The sequence below is a fragment of the Actinoplanes utahensis genome (genome assembly GCF_016862455.1).
GTDB lineage: Bacteria > Actinomycetota > Actinomycetes > Mycobacteriales > Micromonosporaceae > Actinoplanes > Actinoplanes utahensis.
Map to the genome: position 1 here is coordinate 68,670 of NZ_BOMZ01000103.1, position 24,247 is coordinate 92,916.

Below are 24,247 nucleotides of genomic sequence, written 5' to 3' on the forward strand. Positions count from 1 at the left end.
TCGAAGAGTACGGCGCGCCTCCGTGGCGGGGCGCGGCAGGATGGCAGGGTAGTTGCCGCCCACAGTGCCCGCGCCAGTGAGGAACGCCCCCGTGACCGACGTGAACGTCCAGGTTCTCCGCCTCGACGCTGATCTGCCCCTGCCGGCCTACGCGCACCCCGGTGACGCCGGGGCCGACCTGGTCGCCGCCGAGGAGGCGGAGATCGCGCCGGGCGCCCGGGCGAAGGTCCGCACCGGGGTCGCGATCGCCCTGCCGGACGGCTTCGTGGGACTCGTCCACCCGCGCTCCGGGCTGGCCGCTCGGCTGGGGGTGACGGTCCTCAACGCGCCCGGTACGGTCGACGCCGGTTACCGCGGTGAGATCCTGGTGAACCTGATCAACCACGATCGGGAGAACACCGTCAAGATCTCCCGCGGCGACCGGATCGCCCAGCTCGTGATCCAGCGGGTGGAGCGGGCGGTGTTCCACGCCGTGGACGCCCTCGACGACACCGCGCGCGGCTCGGGCGGACACGGTTCGACCGGTGGCCACCAGGCCCTGTAGAGCTCGTTGACACTAGGAAAGGCTGGCAGTGATGTTCTCCCGTAAGCGCGGTGCCGCGAAGCACGTTCGTGCGGCCGACGCGCCGCCCACCAAGGCGCTCGCCGACAGCCTCGCCTCCGACGGCGAGGCGGCGGCCCCCGAGTTCGGCCCGTGGGACGCCAAGTACGCCCCGGCCGGGGTGCAACGGCTCGACCTCGGCAGCCTCCAGATCCCGGCGATCGAGGGCGTCGAGGTGCGGGTCCAGGCCAACCCGGACGGCGGTGTCGAGCAGGTCGTCCTGGTCGACGGGGAGAGCGCCCTGCAGCTGGGTGTCTTCGCCGCCCCGCGGACCGAGCCGATCTGGCCGGAGATCCGCGAGGAGATCGCCGGGGCGATGGCCGCCGACGGTGTCGTCGCCCGCGAGGTGGACGGCAGATACGGCGTCGAGCTGCTGGCCCGGGTGAACACCCCGGACGGCCCGGCGGACGTGCGGTTCGTCGGGGTGGACGGGCCGCGCTGGATGGTCCGGGCGCTCTACCAGGGCGCGGCCGCCGCCGAGCCGGGTCGTGAGGGTGTCCTCGGCGACGTGCTGTCCGGCCTGGTCGTGGTCCGGGACAACGAGCCCCGCCCGGTGCGGGAGCCGCTGCCGCTGCAACTGCCGAAGGAGATGGCCGAGCAGGGCCAGGCGGCGGCGCAGCAGGCGGCCGACGGCGGCCAGCCCGGGTGAGGTGGATCACCGCCGGTATTCGGGCGTAGCGTGGTGGTCATGCACACGCGCACACTGCGTCACGTCGACGAAGGGTGACAGCGAAGTCATGACGATCGAAGAGCGGACCGGCCTGCGCCGGTTCCTGAGCCGGCTCACCGCCACCGACTCGGAGCTGGACGCGGAGGAGCTTCAGCGGGACAGCGCCAAGTGCGGCGCCGTCCCGGCGGGGGAGTGCCGGCGGGGCCAGATCGTTTCGGTGTCCGGTCGGTTGCGTACGGTGGCGTACACTCCTCGCACCAACCTGCCGACGCTGGAGGCCGACCTCTACGACGGCAGTGACGTGGTCACGCTGGTCTTCCTCGGGCGCCGGTCTATCGCCGGCATCGAGCCCGGGCGTCAGCTCACCGCGCGGGGCCGGATCGCGGTCCGCGACGATCGCAAGGTGATCTACAACCCTTACTACGAGCTGGAGGCGCCCCGGTGACATCCGGAAGCGAGCCGCGCCACGCCGCGCACGAGTCGGCCGAGGAGCAGCTCTCCGAGATGTTCGGTTCGGCCGAGGAGAAGATCGCCGAGGAGATCGCTGAGGAGATCATCGCGGAACACGATCTGCAGAAGGTCGAGGAGGAGCCTCTCCCCTCGATGAGCGAGCAGATCGCCGAACAACTCGGCGGTGTTCGCGGCCTGATCGAGTCGAGCGTGCCCGTGCTCGCGTTCGTGCTGCTCAACGTGCTGCTCGGCGAGTCGGTGGCGGGCCTGGAGAAACGCGACGCGCTGCTCTGGGCGATCATCGGCTCGGTCGGCTCGGCGCTGGCCATCGGCGGTGTCCGGCTCGCCCGACGGCAGCCGGTCCGGCACGCGGTCAACGGCCTGTTCGGCATCGCCCTCGGCGCCTGGCTGGCCTGGCGGACCGGCGACGCGAAGAACTTCTACCTGCCCGGCATCCTGCTGACCTTCGGCCAGGCCGCGGCGCTGCTGGTGTCGGTGGCGTTCCGGAAACCGCTGATCGGTTACGCCTGGGGCATCATGGCGAACAAGGGCAAGCAGGACTGGTTCGCCAACGCCCCGCTGTTCCGGACCTTCCAGTGGCTGACGGTGCTCTGGGCCGTCTCGCTGAGCGTCCGCGCCGGCATCCAGGCGTACCTGTACTGGCTCGGCGAGGCGAACGCCATCGGCATCGTCCGCATCCTGGTCAGCTGGCCGATCTACGCCGCCACCTTCGCCTTCACCGTGTGGGCGATCCACCGGGTGACGTCAGCCCAGCGGCGGGAGACCGCGGTCGCCTAGCACCACCGCGCGGACCTGGTCCTCGACCTCGGCCGTGCACACGAAGATCAGTTCGTCGCCGGCCTCGAGCGGATCGTCCGGGGTCGGCACCAGCACCCGCTTGCCGCGCAGGATGGCGACCAGGGCGGAGTCCCGCGGCATCGGCACCGAGCGGACCGGCTTGCCCTCGTACGGCGCGTCCTTCGGCAGGGTGATCTCCACCAGGTTGGCCTCGCCCTGCCGGAAGGTCATCAGCCGGACCAGGTCGCCGACCGTCACCGCCTCCTCCACCAGGGCGGCCATCAGGCGGGGCTTGCTCACCGCGACGTCGACACCCCACTGCTCGGTGAACAGCCACTCGTTCTCCGCGCGGTTCACCCGGGCCACCACCCGGCCCACCGCGAACTCGGTCTTGGCCAGCAGCGACACCACCAGGTTGGCCTTGTCGTCGCCGGTCGCCGCGATCACCACGTCACAGCCGGCCAGGTCGGCCTCCTCCAGGCTGCTCAGCTCGCAGGCGTCGGCCAGGATCCAGCGCGCCTCCGGCACCCGCTCCGGGCACAGCTGCCGCGGGTGCCGCTCGATCAGCATGACGTCGTGCCCGTTGCCGATCAGCTCCTGGGCGATCGACCGGCCCACGTTGCCGGCTCCCGCGATGGCGATGCGCACGCCTAGTTCCCTTCCTTGTCGGCGCCCTGGGCGATGTCCAGCACCTGGTCCACGATGTCGTCGGTGACCAGCATGTAGACCTGGTCGCCGTCCTGCAGGACGATCGACGGTTGGGTCAGGGTGCCCATGCCGAAACGGGCCAGGTAGGCGACCCGGGCGCCGGTCCGGTCCTCCAGGGACTTCACGGTCCGGCCGATCCAGTCGCGGTGCAGCGGCGTCTCCACGATGCTGACCACGCTCGTCGGGTCCCGGAAGACCTCGACCCGCTCGTCCGGCACCAGGAACCGGTACATCCGCTCGGACGCCCACCGGATCGTCGCGATCGTCGGGATGCCCAGCCGCTCGTAGACCTGGGCGCGGCGGGAGTCGTAGATCCGGGCCACCACCCGCGACACGCCGAACGTCTCCCGCGCCAGCCGCGCCGAGATGATGTTGGAGTTGTCACCGCTGGACACGGCGGCGAACGCGTCGGCCCGCTCGATGCCGGCGGCGCGCAGGGTGTCCCGGTCGAACCCGATCCCGCTCACCGTGACCCCGCCGAAACCGTCGCCGAGACGGCGGAACGCGTCCGGGTCCCGGTCGATCACGGCGACCTGGTGCCCCTGGGCGTCGAGCCTCTGCGCCAGCGTCGAACCGAGCCGGCCGCATCCCATGATGACCACGTGCACGGTTCGTGCCCTCCCGAATCTGTACGGACCAGTGTGAGCCTGCCATGCCTCCCGCGAGGGCGCTGTCCGGGGCGGACCACACGCCGAAAGGCCCGCCCGTACGCTTGGCACTCGTGGCAAGTACCACCTCTCTAGCCAAACGGCTGCTTCTCGGCCGGCCGTTCCGATCCGACAAGCTGCAGCACACGCTGCTGCCCAAGCGGATCGCGCTGCCGGTCTTCGCGAGCGACGCGCTCTCCAGCGTGGCGTACGCGCCCGACGAGATCCTGTTGACGCTCTCGATCGCCGGCGCGGCCGCCTACGTGTATTCGCCCTGGGTGACGCTCGCGGTCGCGGTGGTGATGGTGACGGTGGTCGCCAGCTACCGGCAGAACGTGCATGCCTACCCGTCCGGCGGCGGCGACTACGAGGTGGCCACGGTCAACCTCGGGCCGAAGGCCGGACTCGGCGTGGCGAGCGCGCTGCTCGTCGACTACATCCTCACGGTCGCGGTGTCGATCTCCTCCGGGGTCAGCAACCTCGGCTCGGTCGTCCCCTGGGTGGCCACCCACAAGGTGCCCATCGCGATCGTCGCGATCATCCTGCTCAGCGCGGTGAACCTGCGTGGCCTACGGGAGTCCGGGATCGCCTTCGCGGTCCCCACCTACCTGTTCATCGTGGTCATCCTCGGCATGATCATGACCGGCCTGTTCCGCGTCTTCATCCTCGGCCAGGATCTCCAGGCGCCCAGCGCCGGCCTGACGATCGTCGCCGAGGAGGATCATCTCAGTCAGTTCGCGTTCGCGTTCCTGCTCCTGCGGACGTTCTCGTCCGGTTGCGCCGCGCTGACCGGCGTCGAGGCGATCTCCAACGGGGTGCCCGCCTTCAAGAAGCCGAAGAGCAAGAACGCGGCGACCACGCTGATGCTGCTCGGCGGCCTGTCGCTGGTCATGCTCTACGGCATCATCATGCTGGCCCAGGCCACCCACCTGAAGTTCGTCGAGAACCCGATGCTGCAGATCGTCCCGAACGCCGCCTCCGAGGGGTACGTCCAGAAGACGGTCACCACCCAGCTCGCCGAGACCGTCTTCGGCAGCGGGTCGATCCTGCTCTACGTGGTCGGCGCGGTCACCGCGCTGATCCTGTTCCTGGCCGCGAACACCGCCTTCAACGGTTTCCCGGTGCTCGGCTCGATCCTGGCCCAGGACCGGTACCTGCCCCGCCAGTTCCACACCCGCGGCGACCGGCTCGCGTTCAGCAACGGCATCGTCTTCCTCGCCGTCGCCGCGATGGTGCTGATCGTGGCCTTCGAGGCCGAGGTGACCCGGCTCATCCAGCTCTACATCGTGGGCGTCTTCGTGTCGTTCACGCTGTCGCAGGCCGGCATGATCCGGCACTGGAACCGGCTGCTGCGCACCCAGCGCGACCCGGAACGCCGCAAGAGGATGCTCCGCTCCCGGGCGATCAACGCGTTCGGCATGGTGCTCACCGGCGCCGTCCTGATCGTCGTGCTGATCACCAAGTTCATGCTCGGCGCCTGGATCGCGATCGCCGCCATGATCGTCATCTACGGCCTGATGGTGGCCATCCACCGGCACTACACGCGCGTCGCCGAGGAGCTCAAACCCACCGACGAACGGCCCATCCTGCCGTCCCGCAACCACGCCGTCGTCCTCGTCAGCAAGGTGCACCAGCCGACCCTGCGCGCCCTCGCCTACGCCCAGGCCACCCGGCCGGACACGCTCACCGCCGTCACCGTGAACGTCGACGACAACGACACCCGCACCATCCAGACCGAATGGGAACGCCGCCAGCTCCCGGTGCCACTCACCGTGGTCGACTCGCCGTACCGGGAGATCAGCCGCCCGATCATCGACTTCGTCAAGAGCGTGCGCCGCAGCTCACCCCGCGACGTGGTGACCGTCTTCGTGCCCGAATACGTGGTCGGCCGCTGGTGGGAGAACCTGCTGCACAACCAGAGCGCCCTGCGCATCAAGGGCCGGCTGCTCTTCGAGCCCGGCGTCATGGTCACCAGCGTGCCCTGGCAGCTGCGCTCCAGCCAGGACCGCGACCTCGACCGGATGGACCGTGGGCTCAGTCGCGCGCCCGCCCGCGGCCCCCGAGCCCACGGCGCCGACGACGGGGAACAGCCATGACCGACCGATCCACCTCCACCTCCACCGGAACTCCCTCGCGGGCCGCCGGGCTCTCCGCGACCGTCGCGGATCACGACGCTGACCCGATCGAAGGCGACCGGGTCGAGGTCACCGTGGGCGCGCCCGCGCACGGGGGCCACTGCGTGGCCCGGATCGGCGGCCCACACGGCCGGGTGGTCTTCGTCCGGCACGCGCTGCCCGGCGAACGGATCACCGCCGAGATCACCGAGATCCACCGCGGCTACCTGCGCGCCGACGCCGTGGAGATCCATGAGGCCTCCCCGGACCGGGTCACCCCACCCTGCCCGTACGCCCATCCCGGCGGCTGCGGCGGCTGCGACCTCCAGCACGCCTCCGGCGACGCCCAGCTCCGCTGGAAGACCGCGGTGGTCCGGGAACAGCTCACCCGTCTGGCAGGTCTCACCCCCGAAGAGCAGGACCAGATTTTCGTACGCGTCGAGCCGCTCCCGCCGACGCTGTCCCGTCCCGCCGGCCCGCGGTTCCTCGAAGCCCCGCCGAGCACCCCCGTCCCGGAGAACGGCGCGGCAGCCGAGCCGGCCGGCGACGAGGCGAGGCTGCTGGGCTGGCGAAGCCGGATCCGGTACGCCGTCGACGCCGCCGGGCGCCCCGGGCTCCTGCAGCACCGATCCCACCAGGTGGTGCCGATCGACCGTTGCCTGATCGCGCACCCGGGGATCCAGAGCCTCGACGTGCTCACCCACGAGTGGCCGGACGTCGACGCCCTGCAAGCGGTCGCCTCCACCGGCGGCGACGTCGTGGTGCTCGGGCGGCCGTCCGGCACAGCGGCCCCGGCCCCCGGTGACGACCTCGCCGAAGCAGCCGGCGAAGGCGCGCCGACCCACCTCTCCGGTCCGGCCGAAGTCACCGAGCAGGCCGCCGGCCGGTCCTGGCGGATCCCGCCGGAAGGCTTCTGGCAGGTGCACCCGGCAGCCGCCGACACACTGGTGGGCGCCGTCCTGGACATGGTGCGCCCGGCCCCGGGCGAGACCGCGTGGGACCTCTACGGGGGCGCGGGACTCTTCGCCGCCGCCGTCGCCGGCCGCACCGGCGCCCGGGTCACCGTGGTCGAGTCCTCCCCGACCGGTGTGGCCGCCGCCCGGGCCAACCTCGCCGATCTCCCGCACACCGACATCGTCCAGGCGCGCGTCGACGTCGCCCTGACCCGGCGTCGGATCACCGCCCCGGTCGACCTGGTCGTCCTGGACCCGCCGCGGGCCGGCGCGGGCGCCCGCGTGGTGCAGGCGATCGCCGCCGCCCGTCCCCGGGCCGTCGCCTACGTGGCCTGCGACCCCGCCGCTCTCGCCCGCGACCTCAAGACGTTCCGCTCCGCCGGCTGGCGCGTCGTCCAGCTCCGCGCCTTCGACTGCTTCCCCATGACCCAGCACGTCGAATGCGTGGCCCTGCTCGTCCCCGCCTGAGCCGCCGCCAGCGGCTCCTGCTCTCCGTCGGCTGTTCGCCCGTGGGCTGCTGCTTGCCCGTCGGGTGCTGTGGTTCGTCGGCATCGTTGTTGCGGGGGCGCTGATTGGACGTGCCAGCCAGGCCCGCTGGAATCGTGCCAGCCCGCCCCGGCTGGAACCGGACTCGCGTGCCCGGCTGGAACCGGACCCGCGAGCCTGCTGGAACCTCGCCAGCCGCGGCCGCTGGAACCGGACCCGCGAGCCTGCTGGAACCGGATGCGTGGGGCTCGGGTTACCCCCGGCTGGCTCTCAGTGCTGTCTCAAGACACTTGAGACAGCACTGAGAGCCAGCCGGGGGGTAACAGCGACCGGGCGCCTCCACCCGGTGGACGGGCTGCGGCGGGAAGCCGCGGCGACGTCGCGGGGAAGCGACGGGACGCCGCGTGGCCGTACCGGAAAGCGGTTTCGGTCGGGTCCAACCGTCCGGGGAAGCGACGGGACGCCGCGTGGCCGTGCCGGAGAGCGGGGGTCCGACCGTCCCCGGGATCAGGGGTTGGCGCGCTCCGCGGCGGTGACGGCGTTGCGGAACAGCATGGCGACCGTGGTGGGGCCGACGCCGCCGACGCGCGGGGTGATGGCGCCGGCCACGTCCGCGCAGGTCTCGTCGACGTCGGGGAGGAGGCGGCGGCCTTCGTAACGGACGCCGGCGCCGATGACGACCGAGCCCGGTTTGACGTGTTCGGGTTTGACGATGCCGGGGACGCCGGCGGCGGCGATCAGGATGTCGGCGCGCTGGGTGTAGCGGGGCCAGTCCTTGACGCCGGTGTGCACGACGGTGACGGCGGCGTTGGCGGTGGGGCGTTTCTGGGCCAGCAGCATCGCCAGGGGGCGGCCGAGGGTGGCGCCGCGGCCGAGGATGACGACCTCACGGCCGGAGACCTCGATGCCGTGGAAGGCGAGGAGCGCCTCGATGCCGGCGGGGGTGCAGGGCAGCGGGCCGGGGAGGCCGACGGCGAGGCGGCCCATGTTGAGCGGGTGCATGCCGTCGACGTCCTTGTCGGGGTCGAGGGTCTGCAGGGCGGCGTCGTAGTCCAGGTGGGCGGGGATCGGGTACTGGATGAGGACGCCGTGGACGGACTTGTCGTCGTTGTAACCGGCGATGACCTTGAGCAGGTCGGCCTGGGTGACGTCGCCGCTCAGGTGCTCGTGCGGGGACGCGAAGCCGAGCTCGGCGGCCTGCTTCTGCTTGATCCGGATGTAGCCGGCGCTGGCGTCGTCGTCGCCGACCAGGATGGTGGCGAGACTGGGCTGGATGCCGCGGGCTTTGAGGGCGGCGACCCGGGCACGGACGTCGTCGAGAACGGACTCGGCGACGGGCGCGCCGGGAAGAAGACGTGCCGATGACATGCGTATCTCTCCTCGGCCGGAGCCCAGGCGGTCGACTCCGATGTGACGAGCTCCCCGATGGTTCGACCATCCCTGTGCCGCCAGTCGCTGCGTGCCTCCCAGGATGCCGGATGGCCGGTCCGGCCGACCACCCGGGGCCGGAGATCCGCCGGTAGGGGGATGTTCCAATTGTGTGGAGGATTGGTGACGGTCCGTTCGCTCACGTCGCGTCGGTGCGCTGCACGGATAGACTCTCACCTCATGAGCGACTCCCCCTCGACCCCGGCCGGCCTGCTGTCCAGCATCACCAATCCCGGTGATCTGAAGCGACTGACCGCTGAGCAGCTGACCCTGCTCGCGGCCGAGATCCGCGACTTCCTGGTGGCCAAGGTGTCCCGGACCGGGGGTCACCTCGGGCCGAACCTGGGCGTGGTCGAGATGACCCTGGCGCTGCACCGGGTCTTCGACTCCCCACGCGACAAGATCCTCTTCGACACCGGCCACCAGGCGTACGTGCACAAGATCGTCACCGGCCGGCAGGACGGGTTCGACCTGCTCCGGCAGCGTGGGGGGCTCACCGGCTACCCGAGCCGGGCGGAGAGCGAGCACGACCTGATCGAGAATTCGCACGCCTCCACCGCCCTGTCCTACGCCGACGGCCTCGCCAAGGCGTACGCGCTGCGCGGTGAGGACCGGCACGTGGTCGCGGTCGTCGGCGACGGCGCGCTGACCGGTGGCATGTGCTGGGAGGCGCTCAACAACATCGCGGCGACCCGCAACCGGCTGGTCATCGTGGTCAACGACAACGGCCGGTCCTATGCGCCGACCATCGGCGGTCTCGCCGACCACCTGTCCACGCTGCGCCTCAACCCGGGTTACGAGCGGGTGCTCGACCTGGTGAAGGACGCGCTGGGCCAGACGCCGGTGGTGGGCAAGCCGGTGTTCGAGGTGCTGCACGCGGTGAAGAAGGGCATCAAGGACGCGGTCAGCCCGCAGCCGATGTTCGAGGATCTCGGCCTGAAGTACATCGGGCCGGTTGACGGTCACGACCAGCAGGCCATGGAGTCGGCGCTGCGGCGGGCCAAGGGTTTCGAGGCGCCGGTCATCGTGCACGCGGTGACCCGCAAGGGCTACGGCTTCCTGCCTGCCGAGCAGGACGAGGCCGACTGCCTGCACGGTCCGGGCAGCGCGTTCAGTGTGGAGACCGGCAAGCTGCTGGCCGCGCCGACGCTGAAGTGGACGAAGGTGTTCGCCGACGAGCTGGTGCGGATCGCCGACGAGCGGCCGGACATCGTGGGCATCACCGCCGCGATGGCCGAGCCGACCGGCATCGCCGCCCTGGCCAAGAAGTACCCCGAGCGCACCTATGACGTGGGGATCGCCGAGCAGCATGCGGCGACGAGCGCGGCGGGTCTGGCGATGGGCGGGTTGCACCCGGTCGTCGCGGTCTACGCGACCTTCCTGAACCGGGCTTTCGACCAGGTCCTGCTGGACGTGGCGATGCACGGGCTGCCGGTGACGTTCGTCCTGGACCGGGCCGGTATCACCGGGCCGGACGGGCCGAGTCACTACGGCATGTGGGACATGAGCGTCTTCGGTGTGGTGCCGGGGCTGCGGATCGCCGCCCCGCGGGACGCCGAGACGCTGCGTGAGGAGCTGCGCGAGGCGGTCGCGGTCGAGGACGGGCCGACGATCGTGCGGTTCCCGACCGGCAAGGTCGCGCCGGACACCCCGGCGATCCGCCGGGTCGGCCAGGTGGACGTGCTGCGGGAGGGTGCGGGCCGGGACATCCTGCTGGTCGCGGTCGGCTCGTTCGCCGGGCTGGGCCTGGAGGCCGCGGAGCGGATCGCCGAGCAGGGGTACGGCGTGACCGTCGTCGACCCCCGCTGGGTCCGTCCCGTGCCGATCGAGCTGACCGGCCTCGCCGCCCAGCACCGGCTCGTGGTGACGCTGGAGGACGGTGTGCGGGCCGGCGGTGTCGGTGACGCGGTGGCGGCGGCTCTGCGGGACGCGGGTGTGTCCACGCCGCTGCGTGACTTCGGTGTGCCGGCCGGGTTCCACCCGCACGGCACCCGCGCGGAGATCCTGGCGGCGCTGGGCCTGACCGCGCAGGACGTGGCTCGCGAGGTGACCGAGACGATCTCGCGCCTGGACGCGGGCGAGGTCCGCGTCTGAGGCCCTGACCGAGGGCGGCGCCGGCTGCGAAAAGACGACCTGGGCAAGTTCGTTACGGAACCGTTACCTTTGATGGATGGGTGCGGACGCCGCGAACGGTCCCGTCGTCGTCATCGAGCTGGGTCTTGACCGGGGTGAGCCGGAGACCTACCACCGGCCGGGGCGGCGCACGACGCCGCTCTGGCTGGCTCCGGCCCTCCTCGCGGTGTTGTCGCTGTTCGCCGTCACCGGCTCGGCGCCGCCGCCGGGCCCACCGATGGAGGTTCTGCTGCGGGTCGCGATCGGCCCGGGCGACCCCTTCGTGACCCACGGCGACCAGTTGATCGTCCAGGCGGCCGGCGAGCTCGCCTCGTTCGATCTGCGGACCGGCACGCAGCAGTGGCGGGTGGAGCAGCGGATCCCGGTGTCCCGATTGCGGACCGGTGGCGGCGGTGTGGTGCTGCTGCGCCCCTGGACGCCGGTGCGGGTCGAGCCCGGCACCACCGCGGTCGCCCTGTCCACCGGCCGGGTCCGCTGGCGCAACGACCGTAACGTGCTGCAGTTCGCCGATGGCGGCGGTGCGGACACCCTGATGGTCGCCGTCGACGGGGTGCGCAGCGCGTCCGGCGCCGGCCGCCGGGTGGAGCGGGCGGTCGAGGTCGTCGATCCGGAGTCCGGCGCGGCCCGCTGGCGGGTGTGGGTCCCGTCGACCGCGGTCCTGCTGGGGTTGCCCGGGCACGAGCCGGACGAGGCCCGGATCGTGCTGGTGCACGCCGATGCGATCGCCCGGCTGTACGACGTGGCGAGCGGCGCGTTGCTGGCCGAACGGCGGGTTCCGGCCGCCGACTACGCGCCGGAGAACACGGTGCCGGCCGGCGGGATGATGCTGCTGCGGCATCCGGGGCCGTCCGGGATCGAGCTGTCCGCCTACGACGCGCGGACGCTGCGGCCGCGCTGGACGGTGCCGGCGCCGACGGCCCGGGAGGTCATGGCGTGCGGCGGCCTGGCGTGCCTGATCGGGCTGGACGGGGTCCGCGTGATCGACCCGGCGACCGGTGACGTGCTCTGGCACCGGCCGGGCTGGCGCAGCGTCGAGCCGGCCGGCGCGCACCTGGTGGCGTACGCGGACGGTCCCGCCGCGCCGTCCGCCCTGGTCGATCCGGCGACCGGCGCGGTGCTGGTGGATCTGACCGGCTGGCGCACGGTCTCCGGCAGCGCGGCCGCCGGCCGGTTGCTGGTCGTCCGGGACGGCGGCCCGGAGGCGCGTAGCATGGTCGCGGTCGCGGCGCCCGGGATGTCCCGGCCACACCCGCTCGCCGACCTGCCTTCCGGCACCGGTGACTGCCAGGCCGTGCCGGCCCGGCTGATCTGCCGGTCGGTCTACGGCGAGGTGGTCGTCTGGGCGTACCGCGCCCCGGCCGGGTGATCCGGCCGCCCGCGGGTCCAGGAGGTGCACGGCGTGACGGTGATCGAGCTGGATCTGGACACACCGCTCGATCCGGACGCCGCCCGTACCCCGCCGCCGTGGCGTTATCGCCGTCTCGGCCTGCTGTTGACGCTGGTCCTGCTCGCCGTGCTGGGTGGCGCGGCGACGCCGAGCGGCTGGGCCTGGCGCTATCTGGGTGATCTGCCCGCCACCGAGGCGCGGATCCAGCTGGCCGGAGGCCGGCTCTTCACCGTCGAGCGGTCCGGCGGCAGGCGACTGCTGCACGCGTGGAGTCTGCGGGCCACACCGGAGCGGCTGTGGACCACCGAGGTGCCGATCGATCCGGAGGTCGGCATGTTCGGCCCGCTCCAGGTCACCGGGATCGGCGGGGTGCTGCTGGTCGGCGAGGGCCGGGAGACCACCGTGCTGGATCCGGGGACCGGCCGGGTCCGCTGGACCGCCCCGCAGCGGATGCTGACCGGATCGGGCGGCACCGGGGTGACGACGGAAGCGATCTTCCGGCCCGGCACCCTCTACGACCAGGACTCCGGTGACCCGGGACGGCTCTACTTCTCGGCGGACGCGCAGCCGCACACCGAGCCGCCGCTACGGACCGAGGTGCGCGGGCTGGACCTGGCGACCGGTGAGCGGCGGTGGACGTTCGAGCGGCCCGGGTCGGTGATCGTGGAGCCGCTGCCGGACGGCGACCCGGCGGTGCTGATCACCTCCTCGGACCGGTTGTCGCTGGTCGACGCGCGGACCGGTGAGCTGCTGCGGGAGGCGGCGCTGCCCCGTCTGGACGGGTCGGGGCCGGGCAGCGCGTCGCTGCTCGCCGGGGTGGCGCTCGTCGACTACCAGGAGGCCGGGAAGCAGGTGGGGTACGACGCCCGGACCCTGGACCGGCTGTGGACCCGGGATCTGGCGTACACCCTGGACCCGGCGGACTGTCCCGGCCTGCTCTGCACCGGCGACCGGGACGAGACGCTGGTGCTCGATCCGCGGACCGGGAAGCCGGGCTGGCGTCTGCCGGCGGCCGACTACCTGAGCCCGCGCGCCGGGTACGTGCTGTGGACCGAGGCGTCGTCCGGGACACCGTTGCGGCTGGTGGACGCGCGGACCGGGGAACCGCGGACGGACCTGGCCGGATGGGGCCAGGAGGTCACCGCGCCGCCCGAGCGGATGCTGGTGCTGCTGCGCGGCAACCGGGGCGGCGGGCAGGTGTTCGGCGCGGTGCTGCCGGGCGACCCGCGGGTCCGCACGCTGGGCGTGGCCGACGTCGAGGGGCGCGACTGCGCGGCCGACGACTGGCACATCGTCTGCCGGGACGGGGCCCGGTTGCGGGTCTGGGCGTACCGGGAGTGACCACATCGGGGTCGCGGCGGTCCGGGATTGCGGGCGTCGTCTACACCAGGGGGCGAGTCGTCCGACGGGAGCCGGTGTGCCAGACGCGTTGATCGACCTCGGTGAGATGGCGGCCGGTGGGCCGGGTGCGGAGGAGCCCGCCCTGCCGCGGGCGCCCCTGCCGTACCGCTGGATCCTGGGTCTTCTCACCGTGGTGCTGGTCGCCGTCCTCGGCGGGGCGGCGCCGCCGGCCCCGCCGCCGGAGCCCCCGGTGACCCTGCCGCTCGCGCTGCGCGACGGGATGTGGCTGATCAAGGACCGGCTCTACCTGTTCGGTTTCGCCGACGTCGCCGCCGGTGTGCCCCGTGACTACACGATCCGGGCTCATGCCCTGCCCGGGGCGGCGCCACTGGGTGAGTACTCGGTGACCCTGCCGGGCGAGATGTACTCGGTGACCGACGGCGGTGACGGGCTGCTGCTGATCGGCTATCAGGTGAACGAGTCCGGGACGACCGGTGTGATGGCGGTGCGGCCCGGGAGCGGGCCCCCGGTGTGGAAGCGGGAGGCGATGCTGTTCGGCGCCGGGGCGGACGACTCGCAGGCCCTGGTCTTCTCCGATGTCGCGGTGCCCGGCAGGCCGAACCGGCGGGCCTGGCAGGGGATCGACAAGCGGACCGGGACGACGCGCTGGTCGGTGGAGATCCCGGTGGGCGGCCAGTTCACGGTCAGCAACGAGTTCCTCTGGGCGGGCGTCCCGGACCTGCTCTACCTGCTGCGCCCGGACGGCCGGCTGGAGGTGCTCGACGGGACGACCGGGCGGATCACCACCGCCACCCGGGTCCCGGCGCCGGTGATGGACGGGCAGACCTATCTGATGGTGGCGAGCGGCGTGGCGACGGTCACCGGCGGCGGGCGGACGGTCGCCTTCGACGCGCGGACCCTCGCCCCGCGCTGGGAGACCCCGGAGCCGGTGACGAGCCAGGAGAACTTCCCGGTGAGCTGTCCCGCGGTGCTCTGCTTCCTGCACCAGGGGAACGGGCTGTCCGGCCTCGACGCGGCCACCGGGCGGGTGCTGTGGCAGCAGCAGGGGTGGGACGTGGTGCAGCCGCTCGGCAGCCGGCTGCTGGTGTCCGCCTCCGGCCGGCCCGAGGCGGGGCTCGCGGTTCTCGACCCGGCCACCGGCCGGGTCACCGCGCGCGTGGGGGCCTGGACCTTCGGCGGCCCGGGGCCGGAGCCGGACAGCGCCTACGTCTACCGGCACCAGCCGGTCGACGGCACCCTGTTCTACGGGGTCCTCGACGTCACCACCGGCAGGACCGAGGTGCTCGGCTCGGCCGAACGGGTCACCGGGGACTGCCAGTTCGGGCCGATCACGATGGTCTGCCGGCGGCTGGACGGCCTGGTCTCCCTCTGGCGGCTCTGACGTTCCCGTTCCCGGTCGGTAACCTGCACGTACACGACCGGGTGATGGAGGTCTGCGGTGCGCGTGCTGGTGGTGGAAGACGAGCGGGACATGGCCGACGCCATCGCGCGTGGTCTGCGCCGCAAGGGGATGGCGGTGGATGTCGCCTACGACGGCCTCCAGGGCCACGAGATGGCCTATGTGACGCGGTACGACGTGGTGGTTCTCGACCGGGACCTGCCCGGCATGCACGGCGACGACATCTGCGCGGCGCTCGTCGAGTCGGGCGCCCTGACCCGGGTGCTGATGCTGACCGCCAGCGCCTCGGTGGAGGACAAGGTGGAGGGCCTGGAGCTCGGCGCCGACGACTACCTGCCGAAGCCGTTCGACTTCAAGGAGCTGGTGGCCCGGGTGCAGGCGCTGGGCCGGCGGGCGACCCCGGCCGCGCCGCCGGTGCTCATCGCGGGGAATCTGGTGCTCGACCAGTCACGCCGGGTGGTGACCCGGGGCGGGGTGACGCTGGAGCTGACCAACAAGGAGTTCGGCGTCCTGGAGGAGCTGCTCAAGGCCAAGGGCGGGGTGGTCTCCACCGAGGAGCTGCTGGACCGGGTGTGGGATGCGAACACCGACCCGTTCACCACCACGGTCCGGGTCACCATCAACACTCTGCGTAAGAAGCTGGGCGATCCGCCGCTGGTGGAGACCGTGGTCGGCGCCGGCTATCGGATTCCCGAGCCGGTCGTGGCCTCGTGACCGTCTATCCGGGACGTGTGGGCCGGTCGATGCGGCCGACGCTGCGGCTGCGGCTGACCCTGCTCAACGGCATCCTGCTGGTCGGCGCCGGGGCGGTGCTGGTGCTGCTGGCCTGGCTGCTGGTCAGCGAGTCGCTGCATCCGGTGGACGAGCTGCGGGCCGGCTCCACCGTCACGTTGCAGGACGGGACCAGCCAGGAGGCGCTGACCTGGCAGACCGCGATGGTCGCGCAGGCGTCCCGGGAGCTGTTGATCAAGGGGTTCAGTGCGCTGCTGGCGGTCGGCGTGATCGGTGTCGCGCTGGCGTACGCGGTGGCCGGCCGGGCGCTGCGGCCGCTGCACTACGTGACCCAGACCGCGCAGCGGCTCGGTGAGGAGACCCTGGACCAGCGGATCCGTTACTCGGGGGCGGACGACGAGGTGGCCGAGCTGGCCCGGACGTTCGACGCGATGCTGGACCGGCTGGCGGCCGCGTTCGACTCGCAGAAACGGTTCGTGGCGAACGCGTCGCACGAGCTGCGCACGCCGCTCGCCGTGATGCGCACCGAGATCGACGTGACCCTCAGTGACGACGAGGCGGATGTCGCGGAGTACCGGCGGATGGCCAAGGTGGTCCGCAACGCCTCCGAGCGGGCGAACGGGCTCGTCGACGCGCTGCTGGTGCTGGCCCGGTCGGAGGCGCAGTCCGGCCGCCGGCTGGTCCGCAAGATGCCGGCCGACCTGGCGACCAGCGCCTACAACGCGCTGTCCGCGGTCAAGGCCGAGGCGGAGCGGCTGAAACTGAACGTCACCACGGAGCTCTCCGCGGCGCCGGTGGTCGGCGACCCGAGCCTGCTGGACCGGCTGGCCGGCAACCTGATCGAGAACGCGATCCGCTACAACCACCTGCTGGGCCGGCTCTGGCTGCGCACCGAGTCGGTGCACGGGCAGGCCCGGCTGATCGTCGGCAACACCGGTTTCGAGGTGGAGCAGGCCGACGTCCCGGGGCTGTTCGAGCCGTTCCAGCGGGGCGGCTGGGAACGGACCGGCACGCGCGGTTCCGGCCTGGGCCTGTCGATCGTGCGCGCGGTCTGCGACGCGCACGGCGGCACGGTCTCCGCGGTGGCTCAGGAGGGCGGCGGGCTGGAGGTCACGGTGGCCCTGCCGGCCGCGGACACCACGCCGGTGGTCGCGGCCACCGCGAGCGTTCCGCGAGTGCGCTGATTCCTTCGGGTACGCCGTCCGCAGGCTCCCGGCACCGAAACGCGGCCCGCCGTATCGGGCCGGTGTGGGCACCACACCGGCCCGGCACGGCGTACCGGATCAGCTCTTGGTCTCGATCTCGGCGCGGTGCTTCGGGAATTCCGCGGCCACCTGGTCGGCCGTCTTGAAGAAGTACATGATCATGCCGACGCTGCCCTGGTCGGCCCAGCCGCAGACGGCGACCTTCTCACCCTCCATGGCGGCGGTGCCGCACTGCGCGACGCCACCGAGGGTGCCGGTGCCGACCGGGGTGATGCCGCTGATCTGGGCGGTCTCGCTGAACGACTTGAAGGACGCGTCGAGCTCCGCCTTCGGGTCGGCGAGGGTGGCCTTCGTCGCGATCGCGGCGGTCATCTGCGACTTGGTGATGTCGCCGTAGAACGCGCCGAACGAGCTGGACGCGCCGGGGTAGCCGGCCAGCTCCTTCTCCATGTCCGCGGTCAGCGACGCGAACTCCTGGCTGTTCAGCTTGGGCTGGCCGCCGAGGGTGGCCGGCTCACTGATGGTGATCTTCGAGGCTTCGACGCCGGCGTCGATCTCGTCCTTGGCGAAGATGTAGAACGCGACGCCGCCGCCGACGCAGAGGACCAGCACGATCCCGATGACGACCAGGACGATCGGCAGGGCCTTGGACTTCTTCGCCGGGCCGCCGGGCGGGGGCGCGAAGCCGGGCGGGGGTGGCGCGAAACCGGGCGGCGGCTGCTGACCGTAGCCCGCCTGCTGCTGGCCGTAACCCGCCTGCTGCTGGCCGTAGTCGGGCTGGCCGTACTCCGGCTGCCCGTACTGCTGCTGGGGCTGGCCGTACTGCGGCTGCTGCGGCACCTGTGGCTGGCCGTACTGCGGCTGACCGTACTGCGGCTGCTGCGGTGACTGGGGCGCGCCGTAGGGCGGCGGAGACTGGGGCGCGCCGTACTGCGGCGGCTCGGGGGCGCCGAACTGCCGGGTCGGCGGAAGCGGTTCGCCGGGCGATGGCTGGCCGGGCGGCGGGGGGTATGTCATCGGGACTCCATCAATCGAATAGTCGCTGGATCCTATCGACGCCCGGGAACGGCGGTAGACCTCTCAGCGGGTGAATTCCCACACCAGCACGCCGATGGCCCCCGCGCCAGCAGCGCGGGGGCCATCGAACGTCGGATCTCGGTCAGCTGCGGACGTTCGCCACGCCGTCCGCCAGGAACCGCTTACCGGTGACCTTCTCCGCGGTGCCGCTGCGGTCCAGGTACGGCGTGACGCCGCCCAGGTGGAACGGGTAACCCGCGCCGAGGATCATGCACAGGTCGATGTCCTGCGCCTCCGCGACCACACCCTCGTCGAGCATCAGGCGGATCTCCTCGGCCAGGCCGTCGAGCGCCTTCTGCCGGACCTCGTCGGCGGTCAGCGGAGTGTCGCCGACCTCGAGGATGGCGACCACCTCGGGGTTGATCTCCTTGTCCACCATGACCGGCAGCTTCGCGTCGACGATCCGCTTGAGGTTCGCCGAGTCGACGTAGCGGTCCGGGAACGCCGCGTGCAGCGTCTCGCCCACGTGGTAGGCGACGGCCGGGCCGACCAGCTGGAGCAGCGCGATCGGGCGCATCGGCAGGCCCAGCGGGTCCATCGCCACGTTCACCACGTCGAGCGGGGTGCCGGCGTCGACGGCCTGGAAGATCTCGCTGGTGACCCGGGTGAGCAGGCGGTTGACCACGAACGCCGGGGCGTCCTTGACCAGCACCGACGACTTCTTCAGGGTCTTGCCGACCTCGAACGCGGTGGCCAGCGTGGCGTCGTCGGTCTTCTCGCCCCGGATGATCTCCAGCAGCGGGAGGACGGCGACCGGGTTGAAGAAGTGGAAGCCGACCAGCCGCTCCGGGTGCTCCAGACCGGCCGCCATCTCGGTGATCGACAGCGAGCTGGTGTTGGTCGCCAGGATCGCCTCCGGGGAGACGATCTTCTCGAAGTCGGCCCAGATCTGCTTCTTCAGCTCGAGGTTCTCGAAGACGGCCTCGATCACGAAGTCGGCGTCGGCGAAGACGGCCTTGTCGACCGAGCCGCTGATCAGCAGGCGCAGCTTGGCCGCGGTGCCCTCGTCCATCCGGCGCTTGGCGACGAGCTTCTCGATCTCGGCGTGCACGTACGCGACGCCCTTGTCGACCCGCTCCTGGTCCAGGTCGGTCAGCACGACCGGGACCTGAAGGCGGCGCAGGAACAGCAGGGCCAGCTGGGAGGCCATCAGGCCGGCGCCGACGATGCCGACCTTGGTGACCTTGCGGGCCAGCGACTTGTCCGGCACGCCGACCGGGCGCTTGGCGCGGCGCTGGACCAGGTCGAACGCGTACAGGCTGGCGCGGGACTCGTCACCGAGGATCAGGTCGGCGAGAGCCTCCGTCTCGGCCGCCGTGCCGTCCTCGAACGAGGCGGTCTTGGCGAGTGCGAGCAGCTCCAGGGCCTTGTTCGCGGACGGGATGGCGCCGTGCGTCTTCTCGTCCAGAACGGCCTTGGCGAACTCCAGGACGCCGTCCCAGTCCTTGCGGTCGATCTCCGGGCGCTCGACGGTGACGTCACCCTTGACCACGCCGGCCGCCCAGGCCAGCGAGTCCTCCAGGAAGTCGGCCGCCTCGAACAGGGCGTCCGCGACACCCCACTCCTTGGCCTGCTTCGGGCGCAGCGTCTTCTGGGTCAGCGGGTTCGACAGGATCACCTGGGCGGCGTTGATGATGCCGATCAGGTTCGGCAGGATCTGCGAGCCACCCCAGCCGGGGATCAGGCCGATCGCGACCTCGGGCAGCGCCAGCGCCGCCGCGCCGGTGGAGACCGTCCGGTAGTGGCAGTGCAGCGCCACCTCGAGGCCGCCGCCCATCGCCGCGCCGTTCACGAACGCGAAGGTCGGGATCTCGCTGTTCTTCAGGCGGGCGAAGACCCGGTGGCCCAGCTCGCCGAGCGCGACGGCCTGCTCCCGCGAGGAGATCAGCGGCATGCCGGTGATGTCGGCGCCGACGCAGAAGATGTACGGCTTGCCGGTCAGCGCGATGAACGACGGGTTCGCCGCGGTGGCCGCGGTGATCGCCTCGTCCAGCGACTTCAGGCCGGCCGGGCCGAAGCTGTTCGGCTTCTTGTGGTCGAAGCCGTTGTCCAGGGTGATCAGGGCGGCGGGCTGGTCCAGTCCGGGTACCGGCACCAGACGGAGGATCGCCTTGGTGACTACCTCGTTCGGGTTCTCGATCACTTGGCCGCGCCCTCCCAGTACGGGTTCTCCCAGATAACGGTGCCGCCCATGCCGATGCCGATGCACATCGCGTTGATCCCGTAGCGGACGTCGGGACGCTCGGCGAACTGCCGGGCGAGCTGCGTCATCAGGCGGATCGCCGAGGACGCGAGCGGGTGACCGATGGCGATCGCGCCGCCCCACGGGTTGACCCGCGGGTCGTCGTCGGCGATGCCGTAGTGGTCCAGGAAGGCGAGCACCTGGATCGCGAAGGCCTCGTTCAGCTCGAACAGGCCGATGTCGTCGATCGTCAGGCCGGCCTTCTTCAGCGCCTTCTCCGTCGACGGGATCGGGCCGTAACCCATGATCTCCGGCTCGACGCCGACGAACGCGTAGGACACCATCCGCATCGCGACCGGCAGGCCCAGCTCACGGGCGGTCGCCTCGTCGGCCAGGATCGCCGCGGTCGCGCCGTCGTTGAGACCGGCCGCGTTACCGGCGGTGACCCGGCCGTGCGGGCGGAACGGGGTCTTCAGGGTCGCGAGCTTCTCCAGCGACGTCTGGCGCGGGGCCTCGTCGACGGTGGCCAGGCCCCAGCCCAGCTCCTTGCTGCGGATCGCCACCGGCACCAGGTCCGGCTGGATCTTGCCGTCGGCGTACGCCTTGGCGGTCTTGACCTGCGAGTTCAGGCCGTACTTGTCGGCCCGCTCCTTGGTGATGTGCGGCAGCCGGTCGTGCAGGTTCTCCGCCGTCGAGCCCATCACCAGGGCGGACGGGTCGACCAGCTTCTCGGCCAGGATCCGCGGGTTGGGGTCGACGCCCTCGCCCATCGGGTGCCGGCCCATGTGCTCGACGCCACCGGCGATGGCGATGTCGTACGCGCCCATCGCGATGCCGCCGGCGACGTTGGTCACCGCGGTCATGGCGCCCGCGCACATCCGGTCCACCGAGTAACCCGGCGTGGTCTTGGGCAGACCGGACAGCAGAGCGGCGGTCCGGCCGAGGGTCAGGCCCTGGTCGCCGATCTGGGTGGTGGCCGCGATCGCGACCTCCTCCACCTTCTCCGGCGGAAGCTGGGGATTGCGCTTCAGCAGTTCGCGCATACAGCGGATCACCAGGTCGTCGGCGCGGGTCTCGGCATACATGCCGCCCGCCTTGCCGAACGGGGTGCGGACGCCGTCGACGAAGACGACCTCGCGTACTTCACGGGGCACAGCAAGCCTCCTTGCGGGCGTGAACCCAAATGTGTCGGCAATGCTACTCGCCAGTAACTAGTAGCTGCCAGGCCCTCCGGAAAAAGGTCACATCCCGAAGTCAGACCCACATATCGGCGCGGGGAACCGCCACTGGAGAACTCCGGCTGGTCGTCATCGCTGTCTCCACCGCGCGGAGACGGCGATGACGACCAGCCGGGAGGTGAGCGGGGCCACCGCCGGCGGCGCCTCTGCCGGGCGTACCCCTCAGGCGGTCTCCGGCAGGACGCCCGCGAGATCGTCGCTGAGAAGCACCACCTGCCAGTTGCGGGCGCCGAAGCCGAGCAGCGTGTCACTGACCGTGCGGGGCGTAATCTCGTCCGGCGGGGACCAGGCCAGCCGGCGGATGAAGTCCGGGCTGATCAGGTTCTCCGGCGGCAGGTTGTGGCGCTCGGCGGTGCCCACCACGATCTGCCGGCATCGGGCCAGCCGGGCCGCGGCGACCGGATCGCGTTCCGCCCAGCGGTGCGGCGGAGGCGGGCCGTCGATCGGCTGGTTCACCGGAAGCTCGTCGTCGGGCAGCGACCGGGCCGCGTCCAGCGCGTCCAGCCAGATCTTCGCCAGCCGGCGCACCGAACGGCCGCCGAACCCGGGGATGCCGAGCAGGGTGCGCTCGTCCTTCGGATCCGCCTCGGCCGCGGCGACTATCGCCGAGTCCGGCAGCACCCGGCCGGGCGCGGAGTCCTTGCGGGCGGCGACACCGTCCCGGGCGTACCACAGCGCGCGGACCCGGGACTGCGCTCGGGCGCCGCGGACACGGTGTATCCCCGACGTCCGGCGCCACGGGTCCGGGCGCACCCGGGGCGGGCGGTCCGCGCCGGCCACCAGGGCGGCGAACTCCTCGGCCGCCCACGCCGCCTTGCCCTGCCGCTCCAACTCCTCGGCGAGCAGGTCGCGCAGGTCGGTGAGCAGCTCCACGTCCAGAGCGGCGTAGGTGAGCCAGGACTCCGGCAGCGGGCGGGTCGACCAGTCCGCGGCCGAGTGGTGCTTCTCCAGCGAGTAACCCAGCAGCTGCTCGGTGAGCGCGGCCAGGCCGACCCGCTCGAAACCGGCCAGTCGCGCGGCCAGCTCGGTGTCGAACAACCGGCGCGGCCGCATGCCGATCTCGGCCAGGCACGGCAGGTCCTGGCTGGCGGCGTGCAGCACCCACTCGGTGTCGGCCAGCGCGGCGTCGAGGGTGCGCAGATCGTCCAGGGGCAGCGGGTCGATCAGCACCGTTCCCGCGCCGGTCCGGCGCAGTTGCACCAGGTAGGCGCGCTGGGTGTAGCGGTAGCCCGAGGCGCGCTCGGCGTCCACCGCGACGGGCCCGGTGCCGGCGGTCAGCCGGGCGACGATCTCGGCCAGCTCGGCCGGGGTCTCCACCGGGCGGGGCGTGCCGTCCCGCGGCGCGGTCAGGGGTGTGCTGGGGCGGGAAACTTCCTCGGGACCGCCAGACGGGTCGGGCGGCACATCGTGCGGTCCGTCTCCTGCCGTGTCCGGCGAGTCCCGACGGCGCAGGGGTGCTTCGTCGGTCACTCCGTAACCGTACGGGGACGGCACCCTCGCCGTGCGCAGCAGGGCACTCGGCGCGTCGATTCTCGATCTTTCGGGGAGTTCATCCGTTCCGCCTTCCGGTCCGTACCACCTGTCGCAGCGCCGAGACCACCGGGAGGCCGCGCAGAATGTCCACTTCTTTCGAGCCCTTCACGCCCGCCAACGGATCCGGCGGGCGCCGGCGTTCCCAAGAGTGGCCGGACTCCTGGCAGGACGACCGTTCCTGGGGTGACACGCAGGCTCAGGACCCGTGGGCGCAGCCGGTCTACCAACAGCCGGTCTACCAACAGCCGGTCTACCAACAGCCCGTCCACCAGCAGCCCGTGTATCAGCAGCCGATCCATCAGGAACAGGTCTACCAGGAACAGGTCTATCAGGCTTCCCAACCGGTCTACCAGGTCCCGCAGCCGGTCCATCAGGCGCCGCCCCCGGCGCTTCCCGGGAAGGAACGGCGCGGCCGGGCGAAGCCGATCATCATCGGGCTGGTGGTGGCCCTGGTGGCGGTCTCCGGCTGGCAGGCGTTCCGGGTGGAGAGCATGATCCAGAGCAGCAACGACCTGGCCGAGCGGGTGAGCACCTCGCAGGGCAAGACCGAGGAGCTGGAGAAACGGCTCACCTCGGTCTTCGACTCGGAGGGGGTCGCCGAGGGCGTCCTGCCCAGCGTCTTCCGGGTCCGGGCGGGCGAGTTCACCGGCACCGCCTTCGCGATCGGCCGGGCCGGCGGGCGAACCAACCTGTTCACCAACTTCCACGTGGTGCAGGAGGTCTGGGAGGCCGGTGACCGCACGGTGGCCCTGGAACGAGGAAGCACCCGGGTCAACGCGACGATCGTGAAGGTGAGCGAGGCCAAGGACCTGGCGCTGCTGCGGACCGAGAAGGACGTCACGCCGCTGCAGGTGGCCCCGGGCTCGGTGAAATCCGGTCAGCAGGTGATGGTGGTCGGCGCGCCGCTGGGCCTGGAGGACTCGGTCACCACCGGGGTGATCAGCGCGTTCCGGACCACCGAGGACGGGCCGACGATCCAGTTCGACGCCCCGATCAACCCCGGCAACTCCGGCGGGCCGGTGGTCGACGCGAACAAGCGGGTGGTCGGCCTGGCCACCGCGAAGGCCCGGGACGCCGAGGGCATCGGCCTGGCCATCCCGATCGCGACGGCCTGCCAGACCCTGGGCGCCTGCAACGTCCCCTG

At 71.8% G+C, this 24,247-nt stretch carries 20 protein-coding genes and 1 riboswitch; of the genes, 13 read left to right on the forward strand and 7 right to left on the reverse strand.

Translation table 11 applies throughout. The annotated features are described in order from the left end of the window. Positions 1-91: 91 nt before the first annotated feature. The 4 genes from dut (at position 92) to Aut01nite_RS36345 (ending at position 2,519) form a co-directional block, all read left to right on the forward strand. Positions 92-544, forward strand: coding sequence for a dUTP diphosphatase (gene dut, locus Aut01nite_RS36330; RefSeq protein WP_043528912.1), 453 nt, complete (start codon positions 92-94; stop codon positions 542-544). A gap of 31 nt (positions 545-575) precedes the next feature. Continuing rightward, entirely contained in the window at positions 576-1,250 is a 675-nt protein-coding gene (locus Aut01nite_RS36335; RefSeq protein ID WP_083999541.1) for a DUF3710 domain-containing protein, read from the forward strand. Positions 1,251-1,338: 88 nt separating this feature from the next. Continuing rightward, complete coding sequence (locus tag Aut01nite_RS36340) at positions 1,339-1,716, forward strand: OB-fold nucleic acid binding domain-containing protein (RefSeq protein WP_043528916.1); 378 nt, start codon at positions 1,339-1,341, stop codon at positions 1,714-1,716. Next, positions 1,713-2,519, forward strand: a complete 807-nt coding sequence (locus Aut01nite_RS36345) for a DUF3159 domain-containing protein (protein ID WP_083999543.1) — start codon at positions 1,713-1,715, stop codon at positions 2,517-2,519. The genes Aut01nite_RS36340 and Aut01nite_RS36345 overlap by 4 nt, the downstream gene beginning before the upstream one ends. Here the strand turns inward: Aut01nite_RS36345 and Aut01nite_RS36350 are convergent. Both Aut01nite_RS36350 and Aut01nite_RS36355 read right to left on the reverse strand, forming a co-directional pair. Then, positions 2,487-3,167: a potassium channel family protein gene (locus Aut01nite_RS36350; protein ID WP_043528918.1), complete on the reverse strand. Its 681-nt coding sequence runs from the start codon at positions 3,165-3,167 to the stop codon at positions 2,487-2,489. The genes Aut01nite_RS36345 and Aut01nite_RS36350 overlap by 33 nt on opposite strands. 2 nt (positions 3,168-3,169) lie before the next feature. After that, on the reverse strand, positions 3,170-3,835 hold the full coding sequence (locus Aut01nite_RS36355; RefSeq protein ID WP_043528920.1) for a potassium channel family protein: 666 nt from the start codon (positions 3,833-3,835) through the stop codon (positions 3,170-3,172). Between the two features lie 113 nt (positions 3,836-3,948). On the opposite strand from Aut01nite_RS36355, the gene Aut01nite_RS36360 reads away from it, so the two are divergent. Both Aut01nite_RS36360 and Aut01nite_RS36365 read left to right on the forward strand, forming a co-directional pair. Continuing rightward, a complete protein-coding gene (locus Aut01nite_RS36360) occupies positions 3,949-5,970 on the forward strand; it encodes an APC family permease (protein ID WP_043528921.1) in 2,022 nt (673 codons plus the stop codon). Next, positions 5,967-7,409, forward strand: a complete 1,443-nt coding sequence (locus tag Aut01nite_RS36365; RefSeq protein ID WP_083999545.1) for a class I SAM-dependent RNA methyltransferase — start codon at positions 5,967-5,969, stop codon at positions 7,407-7,409. Before Aut01nite_RS36360 ends, Aut01nite_RS36365 begins: the two co-directional genes overlap by 4 nt. Positions 7,410-7,934: 525 nt before the next feature. Here the strand turns inward: Aut01nite_RS36365 and Aut01nite_RS36370 are convergent. Further along, the gene (locus Aut01nite_RS36370; protein ID WP_043528923.1) at positions 7,935-8,795 is read right to left on the reverse strand and encodes a bifunctional 5,10-methylenetetrahydrofolate dehydrogenase/5,10-methenyltetrahydrofolate cyclohydrolase; all 861 of its coding nucleotides are present in this window, start codon (positions 8,793-8,795) and stop codon (positions 7,935-7,937) included. Between the two features lie 14 nt (positions 8,796-8,809). Then, positions 8,810-8,894, reverse strand: a riboswitch (ZMP/ZTP riboswitch). A 141-nt stretch (positions 8,895-9,035) separates the two neighbouring features. Between Aut01nite_RS36370 and dxs the strand changes: the two genes are divergently transcribed. The 6 genes from dxs to Aut01nite_RS36400 all read left to right on the forward strand — a co-directional run bounded on the left by dxs (position 9,036) and on the right by Aut01nite_RS36400 (position 17,052). Further along, the gene (gene dxs / locus Aut01nite_RS36375) at positions 9,036-10,949 is read left to right on the forward strand and encodes a 1-deoxy-D-xylulose-5-phosphate synthase (protein WP_043528925.1); all 1,914 of its coding nucleotides are present in this window, start codon (positions 9,036-9,038) and stop codon (positions 10,947-10,949) included. A gap of 76 nt (positions 10,950-11,025) precedes the next feature. Then, positions 11,026-12,354 carry an outer membrane protein assembly factor BamB family protein gene (locus Aut01nite_RS36380; RefSeq protein WP_043528926.1) on the forward strand — a complete coding sequence of 443 codons (1,329 nt, stop codon included), beginning with the start codon at positions 11,026-11,028 and terminating at the stop codon, positions 12,352-12,354. Positions 12,355-12,387: 33 nt separating this feature from the next. Then, entirely contained in the window at positions 12,388-13,716 is a 1,329-nt protein-coding gene (locus tag Aut01nite_RS36385) for an outer membrane protein assembly factor BamB family protein (protein ID WP_152628921.1), read from the forward strand. Positions 13,717-13,792: 76 nt separating this feature from the next. Next, entirely contained in the window at positions 13,793-15,118 is a 1,326-nt protein-coding gene (locus tag Aut01nite_RS36390) for an outer membrane protein assembly factor BamB family protein (RefSeq protein WP_152628922.1), read from the forward strand. 57 nt (positions 15,119-15,175) lie between these two features. Continuing rightward, entirely contained in the window at positions 15,176-15,850 is a 675-nt protein-coding gene (locus Aut01nite_RS36395) for a response regulator transcription factor (protein WP_043528932.1), read from the forward strand. A 29-nt stretch (positions 15,851-15,879) separates the two neighbouring features. Continuing rightward, positions 15,880-17,052, forward strand: a complete 1,173-nt coding sequence (locus tag Aut01nite_RS36400) for a sensor histidine kinase (RefSeq protein ID WP_043528959.1) — start codon at positions 15,880-15,882, stop codon at positions 17,050-17,052. A 99-nt stretch (positions 17,053-17,151) separates the two neighbouring features. Here Aut01nite_RS36400 and Aut01nite_RS36405 read toward each other — a convergent pair whose 3' ends face one another. The 4 genes from Aut01nite_RS36405 to Aut01nite_RS36420 form a co-directional block, all read right to left on the reverse strand. Then, positions 17,152-18,090, reverse strand: coding sequence for a hypothetical protein (locus tag Aut01nite_RS36405; RefSeq protein ID WP_043528933.1), 939 nt, complete (start codon positions 18,088-18,090; stop codon positions 17,152-17,154). A 142-nt stretch (positions 18,091-18,232) separates the two neighbouring features. Further along, positions 18,233-20,293: a 3-hydroxyacyl-CoA dehydrogenase NAD-binding domain-containing protein gene (locus Aut01nite_RS36410; protein ID WP_043528935.1), complete on the reverse strand. Its 2,061-nt coding sequence runs from the start codon at positions 20,291-20,293 to the stop codon at positions 18,233-18,235. Continuing rightward, positions 20,290-21,486, reverse strand: a complete 1,197-nt coding sequence (locus tag Aut01nite_RS36415; protein WP_043528936.1) for a thiolase family protein — start codon at positions 21,484-21,486, stop codon at positions 20,290-20,292. The genes Aut01nite_RS36410 and Aut01nite_RS36415 overlap by 4 nt, the downstream gene beginning before the upstream one ends. 246 nt (positions 21,487-21,732) lie before the next feature. After that, on the reverse strand, positions 21,733-23,040 hold the full coding sequence (locus tag Aut01nite_RS36420; RefSeq protein ID WP_083999549.1) for an HRDC domain-containing protein: 1,308 nt from the start codon (positions 23,038-23,040) through the stop codon (positions 21,733-21,735). Positions 23,041-23,186: 146 nt separating this feature from the next. Between Aut01nite_RS36420 and Aut01nite_RS36425 the strand changes: the two genes are divergently transcribed. Then, a partial coding sequence (locus Aut01nite_RS36425; RefSeq protein ID WP_063958824.1) for a S1C family serine protease occupies positions 23,187-24,247 on the forward strand: 1,061 nt, incomplete at its 3' end.

Excerpts from the sequence above, each read along its gene's own strand:
- Aut01nite_RS36335 (WP_083999541.1), top strand. The coding sequence starts at position 576 with ATGTTCTCCCGTAAGCGCGGTGCCGCGAAGCACGTTCGTGCGGCCGAC.
- Aut01nite_RS36340 (WP_043528916.1), top strand. The coding sequence starts at position 1,339 with ATGACGATCGAAGAGCGGACCGGCCTGCGCCGGTTCCTGAGCCGGCTC.
- Aut01nite_RS36365 (WP_083999545.1), top strand. The coding sequence starts at position 5,967 with ATGACCGACCGATCCACCTCCACCTCCACCGGAACTCCCTCGCGGGCC.
- Aut01nite_RS36370 (WP_043528923.1), bottom strand. The coding sequence starts at position 8,795 with ATGTCATCGGCACGTCTTCTTCCCGGCGCGCCCGTCGCCGAGTCCGTT.
- dxs (WP_043528925.1), top strand. The coding sequence starts at position 9,036 with ATGAGCGACTCCCCCTCGACCCCGGCCGGCCTGCTGTCCAGCATCACC.
- Aut01nite_RS36380 (WP_043528926.1), top strand. The coding sequence starts at position 11,026 with ATGGGTGCGGACGCCGCGAACGGTCCCGTCGTCGTCATCGAGCTGGGT.
- Aut01nite_RS36400 (WP_043528959.1), top strand. The coding sequence starts at position 15,880 with ATGCGGCCGACGCTGCGGCTGCGGCTGACCCTGCTCAACGGCATCCTG.
- Aut01nite_RS36405 (WP_043528933.1), bottom strand. The coding sequence starts at position 18,090 with ATGACATACCCCCCGCCGCCCGGCCAGCCATCGCCCGGCGAACCGCTT.